Genomic DNA, 17,835 nt, shown 5'->3' with positions numbered 1-17,835 from the left:
AGAATGGAGCAGCAAAGAAGTGGGTTACAAGCAACTGTAGAAAGAAATGAAGATAATACGCTATATATAAAATGGGAAAATAATATAGAAGAAGTTCGCATTTACTGGAGTACTTCGCCAGATCATATTGAAGAAAATGGCGAATTACTTGCAAAGGTAAATGGAGAATCATCATGTACAATTGTAAACCCGAGTGAAAATGAACGTCCATATTTTAGATTAGTAGGAAGTAATGGACAAGCAGTAACAGTAGCTGAGCGTAGACTGCCATTACAAGGCGCGTTTAACTTCCGTGATATGGGAGGATATGAAACGACTGAAGGCTGTAAAGTAAAATGGGGCAAATTATACCGTTCTGAAGAATTAGCAGGATTAACAGAGTGGGATATTGCGTATTTACAAAAGTCTGGTTTAAAGTTAATTTGTGATTACCGTACAGACTTTGAAGTGAAGCATAAGCCGAATCCAGAAATTACGGGTGCTCGTCAAGTATGCTTACCAGTTATGCAGGACTTAGCGAAAGACTTGAACATAAATGAGTTTTTCCAAGTTGGTGACCTTTCTATGTTAGGAAAACCAGGTGAGTATCTTGTGAAAATGAATCAAGACTTCGTAAGTGGTAATGAAGCATTTGTGAGCTTCTTAAAACTTGCACAAGACCCGGAAAACTTACCGTTAGTAAACCACTGTACAGCTGGGAAAGACCGTACTGGATTTGGATCAGCATTATTATTACTTTTACTAGGTGTACCAGAGAAAACAGTAATGGAAGATTACTTATTAAGTAACGGATTCCGTGAAAAGCTAAATGAGAAAATGATGGCCTTTTTAGGTGCAAAACTACAAAATGATGAGAGTAGAGCGATATTAGGTGCGATGTTCGAAGCGCGAGCTGAATATTTACAAGCTGCGATTGATGAAGTGAAAAAGCAATACGGATCAGTTGAAGCGTATGCTGAAAAAGCTCTTGGCTTTACGAAAGAGTCGTTAGAGGAAATGAAAGTGTTATTGCTAGAGGATAAATAAGAAGTCCGGAGGCTAATTGGATTAGCCTCCGGACTTCTTATTGTTGATATAATTTCGTTCTATAAAGAGCTCGATAACGAAATGTCGGTGCGCATTATGAAATTTTTCGGTGCCTTATTATGCCTATAATAATTGGAATAGCTGTCCCAATTAATAATATTGGTAAAAATAATTTACCAAAACCGCCGCTCCAATTTAAAGCTATTGAAACTGTTTCGAATTGGATGAAAGCAAATATGAGTAAACAGACATTTTTTAATTGATTAAGCATTTTTCTGCTATTTAAATAAAACTGCTTCGCATTCGATTCATTAAATCTTTTTGGATAGTTATGAACTTCTGGAAACTTTTCTAAAGTCTGCATTAAAAGGAGTATGAATGCTCCTATTCCTGGTAGAAGTAATAGTTCCCATTTTGATCCCCAACGATCTACAGTTCCATATGCGTTATAATGTGCGGGTACTTCCTCGGGTAATCTTCCCCAAATGATAATCAAAAAAATGATTGATCCAAAGAACAAGGAATATCCAATAATATCTCCAACCCATTCGCTTTTTGTTTTTGGGATTTTTATTTTAGGTCTTTCCCATGAATTTACTATATTTTTCCGCCCCTTTCTAAAGTAACTGTAGTAATACAATTCCTGTATTGTCTGTTTAAAATTCGAATCCATTATCTAAATCATCTCAAATTTACAGTATTTTAACAATTAATTACTTTTGAATAACATGACTCGTGCGTCTTAAACAAATATAAGATTGCTGTTCGTAAAAACAAAACGTTCGACTTGAGGGACAATTAATGAGAAACTAAAAGTTGTAAATAACGTACTAGTTGAGGAGAGCATAATGAAATACAAAGTTATATTATTCGACGTAGACGATACATTATTAGATTTTCCTGAAACGGAAAGACACGCATTGCATAATGCGTTTGTACAGTTTGGCATGCCTACAGGGTATAATGATTATCTTGCAAGTTATAAAGAGATTAGTAATGGGTTATGGAGAGATTTAGAAAACAAAATGATTACGCTAAGTGAATTAGCAGTAGATCGATTTAAACAATTATTTGCACTTCATAATATAGAAGTAGATGCGCAGCAATTTAGTGATGTATATCTTGAAAACTTAGGGAAAGAAGTACATCTTATAGAAGGTGCAGTGCAATTATGTGAAAATCTACAAGATTGCAAGTTAGGTATCATTACGAACGGTTATACGAAGGTGCAACAATCTAGAATCGGAAATTCACCTTTATGCAACTTCTTTGAACATATTATTATTTCTGAAGAGGTTGGCCACCAAAAACCAGCACGTGAGATTTTTGATTATGCGTTTGAAAAGTTTGGAATCACGGATAAATCAAGCGTACTAATGGTTGGAGATTCGCTAACTTCTGATATGAAGGGCGGAGAAGATTACGGCATTGATACGTGTTGGTATAATCCAAGTTTGAAAGAGAATAAGGCGAGTGTTAAGCCGACTTATGAAGTGGAGAGTCTGCTGCAAATTTTAGAACTTGTAGAAGTGGCGCGAGAAAAGGTAGCTTCATTTTAATCTTGTTGATATTTGTTGATAAGTCGATATTCTTTGTCGAATCGTCGATATATCGAAAAAATCGTTGATATATTTTAAGTTACGGTAGATATATTTGAAAAATCGTTGATATATTTTGAATTGCTGCGGTCAATTTAGGAAAGAGCTGTGTAACAACTAGAGGTGAATAAAGAATGTTAAAGTTTTCATTTGAGTTAGACAAGAATATCCCGCAAAAGAATGAGCCACGGTATGATGCTTATTCAAAGGGCTTTATCGAAGGAGATGTAACGATTTATGCTGGTGACAGCGTACTTTTTCAGAAGTCATGTATGAAGGTCGCAGAGCTTGGCATTTATTTAGGACAGTGGATGGAACAAGTGCAACACGGGCAGAACGTACATATGAATTATGAAACACCTGATCGTGAGGAAATAATTCTTGGTTTCTCCTATGAAGAGGAAGATCAGTGGAGAATTTATTCCAGTTGGCAACAATTTGAACTTCAGGAGAGTATCTCGACTACAACATTAGTAGAGAGCGTTCAACGCTATTTATATGAGTTAAATAAGGAACTGCGCGCGATACAATATCCTGTGACATTTGATCAGTACTTAAGAGGAGAGCGGATGATGCAGCTTTCTTATAAACGGCTGTGTGATAGTAAAGCGGATACGACATCTATAGAGGTTTATAAGGAAAGCAAACAAGTAGGCGTAGTACGGGGCTATTATAAAAATACGTTGATGAGAGTGCTAGATTTCATTCCGAAAGTCGGTAGTAATATCATTTATGAAATAAAGGATAGTAAGGACAATATTCGCGTCATTGCAAAGGATGTAAGTAGGCAGCGTCAAAGAAGGATTTTAGTAACGTACAAAGATAATAATGATGCAGATCATGAAATACTTGTATGTGATGGAAAGTTATTGGATGCAAATTTCTTATTTACCTTTACATATAAGAGAGAAGAATTTGTTGTTCACAAAACTGCAATTGGGCTTGGAAAGTTATTACGAAACGGCTATGTAACTGCAGATTGGAATATTCGTCTTGAGGAAGATATGTATTATATCGAGATGAATGTGTATGATGAGGATTATATAGACGATCAATATTTACTGTTAGGCGTATTTCATGCGGTTTTGTATGGGTGATAAATGAGAAATACCGGTATTCTTCATGGGAAGGATGCCGGTATTTTTACGTGGTTCTGGTGATTTTGTGTTCTTAATTAATCCTCAAAAATAAAAATTTCATCAATTGTACTATGAAGTGCCTTCGCTATATCGTGAGCAAGCTGTAAGGAAGGGTTATATTTTCCTTTTTCGAGATGGCTAATTGTTTCACGGCGTACACCAACAATTTTCGCTAAATCTTCTTGTGTCATGTTCGATTTGGCGCGATATTCTTTTATTCTCGTTACGAACGCCATTGCGCATCTTCCATTTCATCAACTGGTTTATCGTAAAAGAACATAGAGAAGGCGAATGTAAGAATGAGTGTGCCGAAAATAAGAGCGATATCAATTTCTTGTAGCGTAGGGTTTGGAAATAACATTTCAATAAACATAACGATAGCGGTAGTTAGTAATGTAACGATAAAGGCATTGCGGCACGATTTATTGACGATTTGTTCAAACAGTTCATCGTGTTGAACCGTTCTATAAGTCGTGAAAAAGGAGAAGAAACAGAACATAGTAAACAATCCTTTTTCATAAAAAAAGCCGAGGAAACCGAAGAAACCGAGAAATCCTAAATATTTTATCCAAGTTGTTTTCATGATAGATTCTCCTTTCAATATTAGAAATAAATCACATTATGTTATAAATATATCACATGGGTAATGTATAGTAATAATAGTTTTCCAATTCTTTTCATAATAATAGTAAAAAGAGGAAATATACTGCGAAATAAAGAGGATAATATTGTAAAATGGTTGTAAGGAGGGGGAGGAAGGTATGCTAACTTGGATCATGATCGTTGTATTACTTGTAGTCATTACTGTAGTCGCAACGGTGTTAATTGGGCGAAATGGTGATGCAAATTATAGTAAAGCGACAAAGGGGAATATTAGAAGGCTTACGATGATTTATATTATACTAGCTGTCGTTTTAATTGTTGGATTAGGTATGTATATTTATTTCAAAGGTTAAAAAACTGAAAAATACAAAAATCTAAAAATATAAGTATGCTATAATGTTAATATAGTTATTTGGTAATTAAGGAAAGGATTGGATGGAATGATTGAGATTACGAATGTGTCAAAAAGTTATAATGGCTCTACCTATGCAGTAAAAGATTTAAGTTTATCTGTGCCTAGCGGAGAAATCTTTGGATTTTTAGGACCAAATGGTGCGGGTAAATCAACGACAATTAAGATGATTACTGGTATTCATGGGGTGGATAAAGGAACGATTACAATCAACGGTAAAGATATTATGAAAAATCCGATGGAAGCGAAAAGGACATTCGGTTATGTTCCAGATAGTCCCGATATGTTTTTACGATTAAAGGGAATTGAATATTTAAACTTTATGGCAGATATGTATGAAGTGCCGAAAGAAGTACGCCAAGAACGAATCGAGTCTTTAGCGAAGAAATTTGATCTTTACAATGCGTTATCGGATCAAATTCAAAGTTACTCGCACGGTATGAGACAAAAAATCGTTATTATTGGTGTGCTCGTGCATGAGCCAGATGTATGGATTTTAGATGAACCGTTAACGGGGCTTGATCCAAAATCTGCATATATTTTAAAAGAAATGATGAGAGAACATGCAGATAAAGGTAAGATTGTATTTTTCTCGACACACGTATTAGAAGTAGCAGAAAAAATATGTGACCGCGTCGCAATTATTAATAAGGGGAATCTTCAGTTTAAAGGAAATTTAAATGAAATGAGAGATCATTTTAAATCCAATGAATCACTTGAAAAAATGTTCTTGGAGATGACGGGCAATGAGTAAAATTTGGACGTTAACGAAAGTATTATTGAAATTAAATTATGCAGATTTCATAACAGATAAGAAGAAACGATGGGCGTATGTATTTTCATTTGCAGCTATTTTATTTGTTGGCTTTTTAATATTTGGTTCTATCACACACGGAATGTATGAAGGTATGAAACAATTAGGGCAAGACCCAGGAATGGTTATCGCAATGGGACTTGCGATTGCGAGTATATGGGTGTTTTTAATGAGTATAACGAACATTTTAACAGTATTTTACTACAGCAATGATATTGAAATGTTACTACCATTACCATTAAAACCAGCACAAATTATTTCGGCAAAATTTTTAACAGTATTAATTACACAATACGTAATGAGTTCATTTATTTTACTACCAATCTTTATTACGTACGGGTTAAAAAGTGGCGCTTTTATTACATATTACATATACATGATTTTTATTTACTTACTCTTCCCAATCGTGCCGTTAGTATTAGCTTCGTTACTGATGACAGTTATTATGAGGTATACAAATATAGCGAAAAACAAAGACCGAGGAAATATATTTATCGGAATCGTAAGTATACTATTTATTGTAGGAATTAACGTATTTTTACAGTGGAAAAATAAAAGTTCGTTTTCTGAAGATGCACTTACGAATTATCTTGCGAACAACCAATCTTCTCTTTTAGTACAAATGACAAATTATTTTCCAACTACATATTTTGGGGCAGTGGCATTAGTAGAAAATGCAAATTGGAAGGGACCTTTATATGTAATAATCTTTGCACTTATTTCATTTGTATTCTTTGTGTTGTTTTATTACATTGCAGAGCGTACATATTTAAAAGGGGTTATTGGACTTTCAACGAGTACAGCAAAAAAAGAGGTCATTTCAGCAGAAGGTTTACAAAAATCAACGGTACAAAGTTCACATTTGAAAGCGTATGTGAAAAAAGAATTTAAAACGTTATTCCGTACACCGCAATTTTTCTTAAATTGTATCGTGCAAACTTTCGTTATGCCGATTATGCTATTCTTTGTTTTATTCGTGCAAGATGGAAATTTAAAGTGGATCACAGGTTATATTGATAATCCAAAATCAGCAGGTCTTGCAATTGGTGTTGGGCTTTGTGCCTCTCTATTTTTAATGGGAAGTAACGTCATCGCAACAACTTCATTCTCACGAGATGGAAGTTCATGGTTTGTGAATCGTTATTTACCAGTAAAGGCTTCAGATATCTTTTTTGCGAAAGCGATAACGGCTTGGTTAATTAATGTGATCATTTTAGCAGTGTTCGGTATTACGATGGCAGTTGTAGCGGGAATTTCTCCAGTATTTATGGTTCTTTGGTTCTTATTAAGTGCGAACGGTTTATTGTTAATTAATTTAATCGGTACACGCTGGGATGCACAAACTGCAGATATACATTGGGATACAGAACAAAAATTATTTAAGAGCCGATATACAACATTGTGGAATTTTTTAGCTAATATTTTAATAGCTTTAGTTATTGTAGCGGGAGTAAGTCTATTATACTTCTTCCTTCAAGTAGGACTGTGGGTTATGTTTATCGTTTTATTTGTAATGTTTACGATAGTAAATTATATCTTTATTAAAATTTTAAAATTAGGTGCAGAACGTATATTGTCAAATATTGAATAAAAAGATAGATCCTCTGTATTCGTGCAGAGGATTTATCCATAGATGGAGGAGAAAAGGTGAAGAAAATAGCAATTGTAACAGGGGCAACTCGTCTGAATGGAATTGGTGCAGCTGTATGCAAGGTGCTTGCTCAAAAAGGAATAGACATTTTTTTCACGTACTGGTCTCAGTATGATAAAGCTATGCCGTGGGGAATGCATGACAAAGAGCCCTTTTTGTTGAAAGAGGAGATTGAAAGTTTAGGTGTTCGATGTGAAATGGCAGAAATCAATTTATCGCAGTCATATTCGCCAAATCGTTTGTTTTATATGGTCTCAGAACGTTTAGGTGATCCATCTATTTTAATTAATAATGCAGCGTATGCTACTCATACGAGAATTGAGGAATTAACTATAGAACAGTTAGATAAACATTATACAGTAAATGTTCGCGCTACTATGTTATTAAGTTCATTATTTATAAAACATTATGCAAGCAAGACGAATGGAAGTATTATTAACCTTACTTCAGGACAGTCACTAGGGCCAATGCCTGATGAACTAGCATACGCAGCAACGAAAGGAGCAATTGAAGCATTTACAAAATCAGTAGCACCAGTTGCAATGGAGAAGGGGATTACAGTGAATGCTGTTGATCCAGGACCAACGAATACAGGATGGATTACAGAGGAGCTGAAGCATCATTTAGTATGGAAGTTCCCGCAAGGTAGAGTTGGAGAACCAGTGGATGCAGCGCGTTTAATTTCTTTTTTAGTAAGTGAAGAAGCAAAATGGATTACTGGGCAAGTCATTCATTCGAATGGTGGTTACTCATAAATATATTATGTTAACAATTATTGAGAAACAAAAAAACGAAAGAAAATTTTATTTTTTTGTATAAATAAAATGTCAAGAAAGATAAAAATTTGATGGAAGAGTATATCGTCATATGAAGATCGTAATTCTTCATGTGACAATATACTCTTTTTCTTTTACAACAGATAAGAAAAATGAAGTAGAAGAAACTCGAATATTCAAATTGATTTATCAGTTTTTGTACGTATTATTATGAAGATTACTGTCGGAAAGATGGTAATTCGTATGAAAAGGGATTTTTTAAGGAGAAATCGAATCGTAAAGGGGAGGATAAATTATATAAACATAGGGGGATTTATATGAAAATGAAAAAGGTCGCTATCGCATCGATAACAATTGGTACAATGCTTACTATGGCAGCTTGTAGTCCTTCAGCAGATAAAGAGACAGAAAAGAAAGAGCAAGTAACAGCGCAAAATGAAGGAGAATCAAAAACGACAAGTGCAGATGAAGCGTCAAAAACAACGAAAGATACTGAAAAAGAAACAAATACTTCTTCAAATGAAAAAACAGATAAAGATGCAAAAAACACGAAAGAATCATCAGGAACAGAAAGTAACGGTAAAACGTCAACCCAAAACGAGAATGTAAAAACAAAAGAAAAAGAGACGACAGGAAAGACGAATGATCAAACGACTAGCGGGAAAACAACAGATCAAAGTACAAGTACAAACTCAGACGGAAAAACAACGAAAGATCCGAAGAAAAGTGTAGCTGTGAAAACGAGTGTTAAAGAAGTTGCTGCATTAGTTGATAGCTTAGAAAAGCAGTTAGCTGCTAATCCGAAATTAGATACAGTAAATAAACTTGGAAAACAAATTAATGCAAAGTGGGATGTAATTGAGAAAGAGTTAGAAACATCACACCCAGCTGAATATAAAACAATTGGACAAAGTATGTATCCGTTAATTGTAGGAGCGGAGAAAGAAAAGATAGATATTAATAAAATGAAATCATTAACGACGAAAACGAAAAAAGATTTAAATCAGTTATTGACGAAACTTTCGTAGTTTCAAAAGCCTACTTGTGTGAGTAGGCTTTTTTTATGTAGAGAGTGTAATTAAAGTTTATGGGAAACCTAACGAAAAAGGATGGTGATAAAAATGACAATCGATCGAGTCTGTACAATTGGCCCAGCAAGTAATAATAAAGAAACGTTAGCGCAGTTAATAAACAATGGTATGAAAATTGTTCGGCTAAATTTATCACATGGCACGCATGAAAGTCATAAAGATATCATTCGTTTAGTGAAATCGTTAGACGATTCTATTAAAATTTTAGGCGATGTACAAGGTCCTAAAATAAGGTTAGGTGAAGTAAAAGGAGAACAAATTACACTTCAGGCGGAAGATTCTTTTATTTTACATACGCAACCAGTTACAGGAAGTAATAGAGAAGCAAGTGTTGATTATGAAGGTATCGCGAATGACGTGAAAATTGGCAGTAGAATTTTAATTAATGATGGAGAAGTTGAATTAATTGTTGAAAAGGTAAGTGAGGATAAAATAGAAACAAAGGTCAAAACAGGTGGTAATATCTCATCTCATAAAGGGGTGAACTTACCAGGGGCAATCGTTAGTTTACCAGCTATTACAGAGAAAGATAAAAAAGACATTCAGTTTCTTTTAGAAGAGGATGTTGAGTTTATCGCATGTTCTTTCGTAAGAAAACCTAGTCATATAAAAGAAATAAGGGATTTTATAAAAGAGTATAAAGATACTGCTCCTAATTTAATTGCAAAAATAGAAACGATGGAAGCGATTGAGAATTTTCAAGATATATGTAAAGAAGTAGACGGAATTATGATTGCAAGGGGTGATTTAGGAGTAGAGTTGCCGTACCAATTTATTCCGCTCTTGCAGAAAATGATGATTCAGGAATGTAATCGAACGAATACATATGTTATTACAGCAACACAAATGCTTCAATCTATGGTAGATCATTCTATTCCAACAAGGGCTGAGGTAACTGATGTGTTTCAAGCTGTACTGGACGGAACGAATGCCGTTATGCTTTCTGCTGAAAGTGCATCAGGCGAGCATCCAATTGAAAGTGTAAAAACATTACGTCTCGTTTCTGAATTCGCTGAGCATGTGAAAAAAGACGGGCCTTTTGTGATGAAAGATGTACTGGAATTGCTGCATGAGACTTTGGATGAGTGATGAATAAAAAAGAGGGCGGATATGTATCCGCCCTCGTGTTTTTCATTCATATTATTCTTGCTCTTGCTCATCCAAAATTTTATCAAAAGCAGCAGATACTTTGTCAAATTCTTCATCGTTTTCAATGTATGAAAACTCATTATCTTCTTCTACTTTTAAAAAGAAAATATCAATGTCATCCTCAGATTCTGTTTGAATGTCTTCTACAAAGGCAACTGCAATATATTCAGCACCTTCGACATCCATTGCTCCAAGTACTTCTACTTCCTGATCCTCATTATTCTCATCACTAAGAGTAAACACTTCGCCAACTTCAATATCAGACATATTCATTCTCCTCCTGTTCGACTCTAAAAATAGAGCGTTCAAACTGCATACATACTAATATATCTTTCCATGAAAAATTAATTTCATACATAGGAAAAATCAAATTCTACTTCTTTCGTATGAGTATCCAGCCATAAGGAGCATGAATTTTTGCGTGCTATATTACTAAATCCATTCAACAATTGTATCCATTGTCTGTCTTGTTTTATCACGCTTTGGCTCTTCTTTACGATAACCAAAGGCAACCATAACAGATACTTCAAAGTTATCGCCATTGATTATGCCTTCTTGACGAAGTAAAGAATCTACTTTCTCTTTATCAAATCCTTCTATTGGACAAGAATCAATGCCAATTTGGGCTGCACTCGTCATCATATTACCTAAAGCAATATAAGTTTGCTTTGATGCCCAATCAAATACAGCACGGTCGGATTGTAATAAGTTAAAATCTGTTTCCTGGAACTTTTTGAAGAATTCATATCTGATTTTTTGCGTGTCTTCAGGTAATTCAATAATATCGTTCATCATATATTTAATATACTCTGCATCATAATGCATATCTTTAATGTTTCTTGAAAGAACAATGACAAAGTGACTAGCAGTTGCAAGTTGCCCACCAGCGCCCCATGAATATGGTTGTAGTTTTTCTCTTACTTCTTTATTTTGTACGACAATAAATTTCCAAGGTTCATATCCAAAAGAAGAAGGAGATAATCTGCCTGTTTCTAAAATGAAATTAAAATCTTCTTCTGAAATTTTTTGCATAAGATCGAACTCTTTACATGCATGTCTGAAATGGAAAGCCTCCATAATTTTTTCTTTTGTAATTTGTTTTGTATTTGTCATAAAAGTTCCTCTTTTCATTCATTTATTTTGTAAGTAAATTATATTTTTAAAGTAATATAGAAACAAGTACGCACATTTATGTGGTATAGTATCAAAAAAGATACTATTGGTAAGGGAAGGGATTTATTATGGATTGTTCAAAGGAAAATAATATAAATTACCCATTTCTAAATAAATATTCTTGTCCAGTGGAAGCGATGGTTGAGGTGATTGGAGGGAAATGGAAAGGGGTTATTTTGTATCATTTATTAGATGGTACAAAGAGGTTTAATGAATTAAAAAGATTAAAACCAAATATCACACAAAGAATGTTAACGCTGCAGTTGAGAGAACTCGAAGCAGATGGCATCATACATCGTGAAGTATACCGTGAAGTGCCTCCGAAAGTAGAATATTCGCTAACGGAGCTTGGTGAATCACTTCGTCCAATGATTCTATTAATGATGGAATGGGCAACTCATAATATGGAGAAAGTTTTGGAGAGTAGAAATACGAAAAATAACAGTTAAGAGTTTTAGAAATAAAAGGTGTTTTCCATATGTGAAGACACCTTTTATTTCTATGTTTTTTACTTTTTAACTTCAACTGCTGAAATTGCAAAGTCATTCAAGTTTACAGTTTTTCCATACCAATCAGCATGTTTAAAAAAAACACCTTTTCCATATCCTTCAGTTGAAGTACGTTCCCATAGCGTAGTTGAATAGCTAGCAGTAGGGGATGCTGTACTTACAGAAGAAATTCTATTTTGCCAACTAGGGGGCAAATTTTTAAAACCGCTACTAAGAGAAAAATACTCACCACCTTTATTTGCATGTTCATAGAAGTCTGTACTATTAGGTCCGCTTCCTCCGACACCAAGAGGAGTGATTGTATGATTCAACCTTTGTTTATCTTTTTTAATAAAAGACTCTAAACTTTCTTTGCTCGAAAAACCATAAGATAACCAGTCTCCATTTTGATTTTGTTTCGGTAGAACTAACGTTATTTTTACGTTTTCCTGGGATGGAGCACCAAACTTGTTAAACGCATCTACTGTCTTTTCATCTACAGTTACATATTCAAAAGAGGTAATCGAATAATCCTTTTCGGTACTAGCTGATACTGATCCCAATCCCGCAGTTAATGATGAAATGGCTACCACTGCACCTACTATCAATTTTTTAAGCATGCATTCATCTCCTTTAAATTTAGATTTTTTACATAACTAAAATGTATGATAATTAAGTTGTATTGTAAATATTTAGAATTTTATAAAAATAAAACAGAATATTCTTTTATTAATTTGAAGAAAGGAAAGTAATTAAAAAAAGAATTTACTTAAAAAGTAAATCCTTTTTGGGTGTTAGTGATAAAGTTATTGTGTAAATTTTGCAATTTGCTAACTGACTTCAAAATTCTACTGATTAAAGTTTCATTTTATCCTGTTATGAATCATAAACTTCTTTTGTATTCATAGAAGCTGCATCTAATAAAAGGAAAGCGGCTGCTATCATATGTAGAACGATGTCTATATAAGGAAAGAAGGCAACTAGAGTAACGATAATACCCATATAATGAGGATACGTATTCATGCCGCCTTTTTTAGCTAATAAAATAGTAGTGATATGTAAAACAATCAATAGTAGTAAAGGTATCCCATGTAGGTTAACGAGACTTGGAAATAAATAATAACAAGGAAGTAATAAAAGATGATAGATCCCTGTAGTCCACTTTAGTGCTTGGATGTAGGTTTTCAAAGTTAATCCTCCTAAAATAAATTACATCTATATATTACCAAAAATAATAGGTAATTGGATATTATATATTTGTAGTTTTGAGTAGATTGTAATTATTTTATGTAAACTAATTATTGGTATCTATAAAATAAAAAAACCACCCAAACGAGGGTGGTTCGTATTATAAATAATTACTTAAAGAAGAAAGCGAAACCTTCACCTCACTACCTTCCTTCATATTCCGCAGCACAACAGTGTTTGTACTAAGTTCTTCTTCCCCAATAATAAGCACATAAGGGATATTCTCTTTATTGGCATAATTAAGGGCACGTTTTAATTTGCGTCCTGCTAGTTCAAGTTCGACTTTTAAGGAAGTAGTGGTACGTAATTGCTGGGCGATTTGTAAGCATTGTAATTCTGTCCCAAGCGGGATGATAAATAGATCCGCTGTAGATGATATCGTTTCTTTTTGTGATAGTGCTGTATAAATAACGTCTAAACCGAATGAAATACCGACTGTTGGATAGTTCATATTATCACCACGGAATGCTCCGATAATATTATCGTATCGACCACCGCTACCGATGCTAGATGTAATCGAGCCATCTTTTAAAAAGATTTCATATACGGTACCTGTGTACATTGTGAGTCCTCGTGCTAAAAATGGATTGAATATAGCATTTTCATTTATTCCAAGAGCGATTAAATAGTGCTGTAATTGTTGCAATTCATTTACTCCATCGATAACGAGTGGATTATTGAAAGTTTCTGTAAAGTCAGCGATAGTAAGCTTTAGACAAGATAATACGGTATTACATATCATATCAGCCATTTCTTCAGAAATTCCGCGCTCTAATACATCTTTTCGTACACCATCAATCCCAATCTTTTCGATTTTATCTAATGATAAAATGACGTCACTTGTTAACTCAGTAGGGATGTTAATGGCCTGAAGGATACCGTTTAACAATTTTCGGTTATTATATTGGATTGTTACTTCTAAGTTTAACGTTTGGAACAGCTCAAACGCCATGCTCATGAGTTCCGCTTCAGCCATGACTGATTCTACACCTACTATATCAACGTCGCATTGTATAAATTCACGAAATCTTCCTTGTTTAATGGGGCCATCTCGAAATACTTTCCCAATTTCATACCGTTTAAAAGGGAGGCGAATGTTCGGATTCATTGCCACAACTTTTGCGAATGGAATTGTCAAATCGTAACGTAAGGCAAGTTCACGTTTTCCTTGATCCTTAAGTGTATATATTTCTTTTAAAATTTCATCGCCACCGCCGTACTTGTATGACATAAGCTCATACATATTTAACGTTGGTGTCTCTAACGGTTTACAGCCATAACGTTCAAACGTATCTTCACACGCTCTTTTAATTTTATTTCGCAGTACTTGTTCTTCTGGTAAATAGTCTTTCGTTCCTTTTACATTTCTCATTTCCATCATAATCACTCCTTTTTTAAATTAAAAAAGCTATGCAGGTATAAAAATACCCACATAGCTTTATGAACGCTTCGTGGGTCAACAGGAAAAGCCCTGTACCCACGAAGAAAAATTTTTCTTCGGATACACGGCGTTACGTATGATGATGAAGTTGGAAAGAAGTATTAAAATTTTGCATTAGAAATCTCTCCTTAACAATAAGTTTTTCCAAATTATATCAGATGATTTTTGAATTATCAATATTTTTAGTTTTGAAATATACGTGAAGTTATGTAGGAGAAATGGAAAAGGGTGTATAATAAAACTTAATAATATGAAATAACCTTTTAAGGAGAACGTTATGAAAAAAGATAAAACAAATGCGATGCGAATATTAGATAAAGAAAAAATTGAATATTCGATGATGTCATATGATCCAGACGATGGGAAAATTGATGGCGTATCAGTAGCCGAGAAAATTGGACGAGAAGTGAGAGAAGTATATAAAACGTTAATCGCTCAAGGGAATAGTAAAAATTATCATGTGTTTATTATTCCGGTAGATGAGGAACTAAATTTAAAAGCTGCCGCAAAAGCAGTAAGTGAAAAGAAAATTGAAATGATTCCTGTAAAAGATATTACGAAAGTGTCAGGATATATTCGAGGCGGTTGTTCACCAGTCGGAATGAAGAAGTTATTTTCTACATGTATTGATGCGAGTGCTCAATCGCTTGAAACAATGATAGTAAGCGGCGGGAAAATTGGTATACAAATTGAGCTGAAAGTTGATGACTTGATGAAAGTGACGAGAGCACAGTTTGGTGAAGTAACGAAGTAAATATACATAGGGAAAGAAGTTCTAGTTTTATTAAATTTAGATAAAGATTTATAGGATAGTTAGTTCATTATGGGGCTGATTATCCTTTTTATTTACGTAATAATACGTTATGTTAACCGAATATGTATACAGTATTCAACCGAAAACAAATAACATATCAACTCTATAAAATGGTAAAATAGGGAAAAGGGCATTCTGAATAATACCTTTAGAAACCACTATTTATCACATAGGGGTTTTCAAAAAAAGTAAAAGGGGGGGGATAAATGAAATATATTAATGGATTGTACATATCACTTATATTGATGATGTTCATTAATTTACTTAATTTCACAATTTTTGATAATAAATACTCAGGGATAACAATGTATCTTTCTTCCGTTATATTCATAATTGGGAGCGCATTTTTCGGAAGTGCAAAACGGCTTAAAATGAGTGAGAAAAAATAAACCATATAGGAGGTGATAATCATTAATGAAACAACAAGAGCAAGTTATCTTTCGTGAGGTTCAGCGATCCCCAATTTGGGTATGGATACTCATATTAGGGATCGCCATGCTGATGTGGTATGGATTTATTCAACAAATTATTCTTGATATTCCGTTTGGAGATAAACCAGCTCCTAATGGTGTATTAATTGTTATATGGTTGTTTTTCGGGATTGCCTTTCCTGTATTAATGCTTGGAGTATTGAAACTGATCATTGAGGTCCGTGAAAAAGGTCTTTATGTCCGCTTTGTTCCTTTTCATTTTCAATATAAGCAGTACCTTTTCAAAGATATACATCATTATGAATGCATTACTTACAGTCCCATAAAACGATTTGGAGGATGGGGAATTCGTTTTAATCTTAAGAATGAAAAAGCCTATAACATGAATGGAAATAAAGGTATAGAGTTAAAGTTGCAATATAACACAGTAGTAATCGGCACTCAAAAATCAGACGAATTAAAAAAAGCACTGGACTCAGTACAAAAAGTATAATGAAAATTAAACTTCAACTTCAACAAACGGGTACAATTCAAAAAATTCTACTAGGTATACCTACTTTAAAAACAACTTAAATTTACTTCCAATATCGAAAATTATGTAAAGAAGCTGTTCATTGGATTCCCATAGAAAACTGTGGTGAGATGAAATTTTTGATTTTGAAGTACTTCAAAATCTCAGCTAGATGACTATGTAGCATAAAAAGGCAGGAACATATCAAATATGTTCCTGCCTTTGATTTTGTTTTAGACAGATGTTTCTTAACAGTTGATTTTGTTAACGAAAGTCGACTTCAAATCCATATTTTGTGTGAAATAAAAGCATATAATAAAAGTATGAGGTGATGATGTGAAGGAGATAAACATTCATAAAGTAATTGCGGATAAGAGAAAAGAAAAGGGAATTACGCAGGAAGAATTAGCGGCGTATATAGGTATTACGAAGGCGTCTGTTTCCAAATGGGAGACGGGGCAAAGTTATCCGGATATTACATTTTTACCACTATTAGCATCGTACTTTAATATAAGTATAGATGAACTAATATGTTATACACCGCAAATGGAACCGGAAGATATTAGGGATTTATATCATAGACTAGCAGAAGCTTTTAGTGAGGAACCGTTTGACGAAGTAATGACGGAATGCAAGGAAATCATAAAAAAATATTATTCTTGTTTTCCATTATTAATTCAAATGGGATTGCTTTTTATTAATCATCATATGTTAACAGAGGATACGGATAAAAGAATTGAAATATTAGAAGAGGCAATGTATCTATTTAACAGGGTACAGGAAGAAAGTGATGATGTTTCTCTTGTGAAAGAGGCCGTATCGTTTCAAGCAACTTGCTATCTTATACTCAATAAACCGAATGCAGTATTTCAATTGCTTGGCGGAACGATACGTCCTAACGTTCCAGAAGAGGATTTAATTGCCCAAGCATATCAAATGCTTGGAAATACTGAAAAGGCGAATGAAATTATGCAAATTAGTATGTACCAACATTTAATACAATTCGTTGCGACAATACCGAATTTTGTAGTAGTAAATGCCTCAAACACAGAAAAGGTAGAGGTAATTTTAAATAGAGCTTTCATGTTAATAGATATATATGAAATAGAAAAATTACATCCAAATATGACTTTAAAAGTATACTATGCTGCTGCGCAAGTATATTGCATGCAAAAAAAATTTGAAAGAGCATTAGAAATGTTACGGAAATATGCAGCGGTTTGTGCGGCGAGCTTTACAGTAAATAGTCTACATTTACATGGAGATTCCTATTTTGATGCGATTGATGAATGGTTTGCAGAATTTCCGCTCGGCGCTAAAACGGTTAGAAATGAAGAGATTATAAAGCGGAGCATGTTGCAAAGTATTGCAGAGAACCCAGTTTTTGCTCCAATGAAAGATGTAAGAGAGTATAAAAATATAATAACGAGTTTGAAATTTAAATTGGATATAAAAGAATAGGGGTGACAA

22 protein-coding genes are annotated in these 17,835 nt (G+C 33.9%); 14 read left to right on the top strand and 8 right to left on the bottom strand.

Annotation, left to right across the window (positions count from 1 at the left end):
* Window positions 1–3: 3 nt before the first annotated feature.
* Complete coding sequence (locus ATN06_RS16830; protein ID WP_060631598.1) at window positions 4–1,026, top strand: tyrosine-protein phosphatase; 1,023 nt, start codon at window positions 4–6, stop codon at window positions 1,024–1,026.
* Between the two features lie 94 nt (window positions 1,027–1,120).
* On the opposite strand, the gene ATN06_RS16825 is transcribed toward ATN06_RS16830, so the two are convergent.
* The gene (locus ATN06_RS16825) at window positions 1,121–1,546 is read right to left on the bottom strand and encodes a DUF1648 domain-containing protein (protein ID WP_060633158.1); all 426 of its coding nucleotides are present in this window, start codon (window positions 1,544–1,546) and stop codon (window positions 1,121–1,123) included.
* Between the two features lie 328 nt (window positions 1,547–1,874).
* Here ATN06_RS16825 and ATN06_RS16820 point away from each other — a divergent pair, with 328 nt between their 5' ends.
* Complete coding sequence (locus ATN06_RS16820; RefSeq protein WP_060631597.1) at window positions 1,875–2,585, top strand: YjjG family noncanonical pyrimidine nucleotidase; 711 nt, start codon at window positions 1,875–1,877, stop codon at window positions 2,583–2,585.
* 173 nt (window positions 2,586–2,758) lie between these two features.
* On the top strand, window positions 2,759–3,721 hold the full coding sequence (locus tag ATN06_RS16815; RefSeq protein WP_060631596.1) for a tubby C-terminal domain-like protein: 963 nt from the start codon (window positions 2,759–2,761) through the stop codon (window positions 3,719–3,721).
* A gap of 77 nt (window positions 3,722–3,798) precedes the next feature.
* Here ATN06_RS16815 and ATN06_RS16810 read toward each other — a convergent pair whose 3' ends face one another.
* Both ATN06_RS16810 and ATN06_RS16805 read right to left on the bottom strand, forming a co-directional pair.
* A complete protein-coding gene (locus tag ATN06_RS16810; protein ID WP_060631595.1) occupies window positions 3,799–3,999 on the bottom strand; it encodes a helix-turn-helix transcriptional regulator in 201 nt (66 codons plus the stop codon).
* A complete protein-coding gene (locus ATN06_RS16805; protein ID WP_060631594.1) occupies window positions 3,987–4,346 on the bottom strand; it encodes a DUF3796 domain-containing protein in 360 nt (119 codons plus the stop codon). The genes ATN06_RS16810 and ATN06_RS16805 overlap by 13 nt, the downstream gene beginning before the upstream one ends.
* Before the next feature lie 178 nt (window positions 4,347–4,524).
* Between ATN06_RS16805 and ATN06_RS16800 the strand changes: the two genes are divergently transcribed.
* The 6 genes from ATN06_RS16800 (at window position 4,525) to ATN06_RS16775 (ending at window position 10,199) form a co-directional block, all read left to right on the top strand.
* A complete protein-coding gene (locus ATN06_RS16800; RefSeq protein WP_060631593.1) occupies window positions 4,525–4,719 on the top strand; it encodes a hypothetical protein in 195 nt (64 codons plus the stop codon).
* Window positions 4,720–4,806: 87 nt separating this feature from the next.
* A complete protein-coding gene (locus tag ATN06_RS16795) occupies window positions 4,807–5,532 on the top strand; it encodes an ABC transporter ATP-binding protein (RefSeq protein WP_060631592.1) in 726 nt (241 codons plus the stop codon).
* Entirely contained in the window at window positions 5,525–7,183 is a 1,659-nt protein-coding gene (locus ATN06_RS16790) for a putative ABC transporter permease subunit (protein ID WP_060631591.1), read from the top strand. The genes ATN06_RS16795 and ATN06_RS16790 overlap by 8 nt, the downstream gene beginning before the upstream one ends.
* Before the next feature lie 56 nt (window positions 7,184–7,239).
* Window positions 7,240–7,998, top strand: a complete 759-nt coding sequence (locus ATN06_RS16785) for an SDR family oxidoreductase (RefSeq protein ID WP_060631590.1) — start codon at window positions 7,240–7,242, stop codon at window positions 7,996–7,998.
* Between the two features lie 338 nt (window positions 7,999–8,336).
* Window positions 8,337–9,047 carry a hypothetical protein gene (locus ATN06_RS16780; protein WP_060631589.1) on the top strand — a complete coding sequence of 237 codons (711 nt, stop codon included), beginning with the start codon at window positions 8,337–8,339 and terminating at the stop codon, window positions 9,045–9,047.
* 93 nt (window positions 9,048–9,140) lie between these two features.
* Window positions 9,141–10,199, top strand: a complete 1,059-nt coding sequence (locus tag ATN06_RS16775) for a pyruvate kinase (protein ID WP_060631588.1) — start codon at window positions 9,141–9,143, stop codon at window positions 10,197–10,199.
* A 51-nt stretch (window positions 10,200–10,250) separates the two neighbouring features.
* Here ATN06_RS16775 and ATN06_RS16770 read toward each other — a convergent pair whose 3' ends face one another.
* Together ATN06_RS16770 and ATN06_RS16765 are read right to left on the bottom strand one after the other, a co-directional pair.
* Complete coding sequence (locus ATN06_RS16770; protein ID WP_110093246.1) at window positions 10,251–10,532, bottom strand: DUF1292 domain-containing protein; 282 nt, start codon at window positions 10,530–10,532, stop codon at window positions 10,251–10,253.
* Window positions 10,533–10,691: 159 nt separating this feature from the next.
* Window positions 10,692–11,372: an NAD(P)H-dependent oxidoreductase gene (locus ATN06_RS16765; RefSeq protein WP_060631586.1), complete on the bottom strand. Its 681-nt coding sequence runs from the start codon at window positions 11,370–11,372 to the stop codon at window positions 10,692–10,694.
* A gap of 128 nt (window positions 11,373–11,500) precedes the next feature.
* On the opposite strand from ATN06_RS16765, the gene ATN06_RS16760 reads away from it, so the two are divergent.
* Complete coding sequence (locus ATN06_RS16760) at window positions 11,501–11,881, top strand: winged helix-turn-helix transcriptional regulator (protein ID WP_000340640.1); 381 nt, start codon at window positions 11,501–11,503, stop codon at window positions 11,879–11,881.
* A 59-nt stretch (window positions 11,882–11,940) separates the two neighbouring features.
* Here ATN06_RS16760 and ATN06_RS16755 read toward each other — a convergent pair whose 3' ends face one another.
* The 3 genes from ATN06_RS16755 to ATN06_RS16745 form a co-directional block, all read right to left on the bottom strand.
* Window positions 11,941–12,540 (bottom strand): hypothetical protein, encoded by a 600-nt coding sequence (locus ATN06_RS16755; protein WP_060631585.1) that lies wholly within the window; start codon window positions 12,538–12,540, stop codon window positions 11,941–11,943.
* A gap of 256 nt (window positions 12,541–12,796) precedes the next feature.
* Entirely contained in the window at window positions 12,797–13,108 is a 312-nt protein-coding gene (locus ATN06_RS16750) for a hypothetical protein (RefSeq protein ID WP_060631584.1), read from the bottom strand.
* 160 nt (window positions 13,109–13,268) lie between these two features.
* Window positions 13,269–14,546, bottom strand: a complete 1,278-nt coding sequence (locus tag ATN06_RS16745; RefSeq protein ID WP_060631583.1) for a histidine--tRNA ligase — start codon at window positions 14,544–14,546, stop codon at window positions 13,269–13,271.
* 340 nt (window positions 14,547–14,886) lie between these two features.
* On the opposite strand from ATN06_RS16745, the gene ybaK reads away from it, so the two are divergent.
* The 4 genes from ybaK to ATN06_RS16725 all read left to right on the top strand — a co-directional run bounded on the left by ybaK (window position 14,887) and on the right by ATN06_RS16725 (window position 17,826).
* A complete protein-coding gene (gene ybaK / locus ATN06_RS16740) occupies window positions 14,887–15,363 on the top strand; it encodes a Cys-tRNA(Pro) deacylase (RefSeq protein WP_060631582.1) in 477 nt (158 codons plus the stop codon).
* Window positions 15,364–15,629: 266 nt separating this feature from the next.
* A complete protein-coding gene (locus ATN06_RS16735) occupies window positions 15,630–15,812 on the top strand; it encodes a hypothetical protein (RefSeq protein ID WP_000875162.1) in 183 nt (60 codons plus the stop codon).
* A gap of 25 nt (window positions 15,813–15,837) precedes the next feature.
* Window positions 15,838–16,347 carry a DUF6141 family protein gene (locus ATN06_RS16730; protein ID WP_060631581.1) on the top strand — a complete coding sequence of 170 codons (510 nt, stop codon included), beginning with the start codon at window positions 15,838–15,840 and terminating at the stop codon, window positions 16,345–16,347.
* 354 nt (window positions 16,348–16,701) lie between these two features.
* Window positions 16,702–17,826: a helix-turn-helix domain-containing protein gene (locus ATN06_RS16725; protein ID WP_060631580.1), complete on the top strand. Its 1,125-nt coding sequence runs from the start codon at window positions 16,702–16,704 to the stop codon at window positions 17,824–17,826.
* Window positions 17,827–17,835 lie beyond the last annotated feature (9 nt).

Origin of the sequence: Bacillus thuringiensis (assembly GCF_001455345.1) — a bacterium.
GTDB classification, from domain to species: domain Bacteria; phylum Bacillota; class Bacilli; order Bacillales; family Bacillaceae_G; genus Bacillus_A; species Bacillus_A thuringiensis_N.
This window is presented reverse-complemented; position numbering and strand designations above follow the sequence as displayed.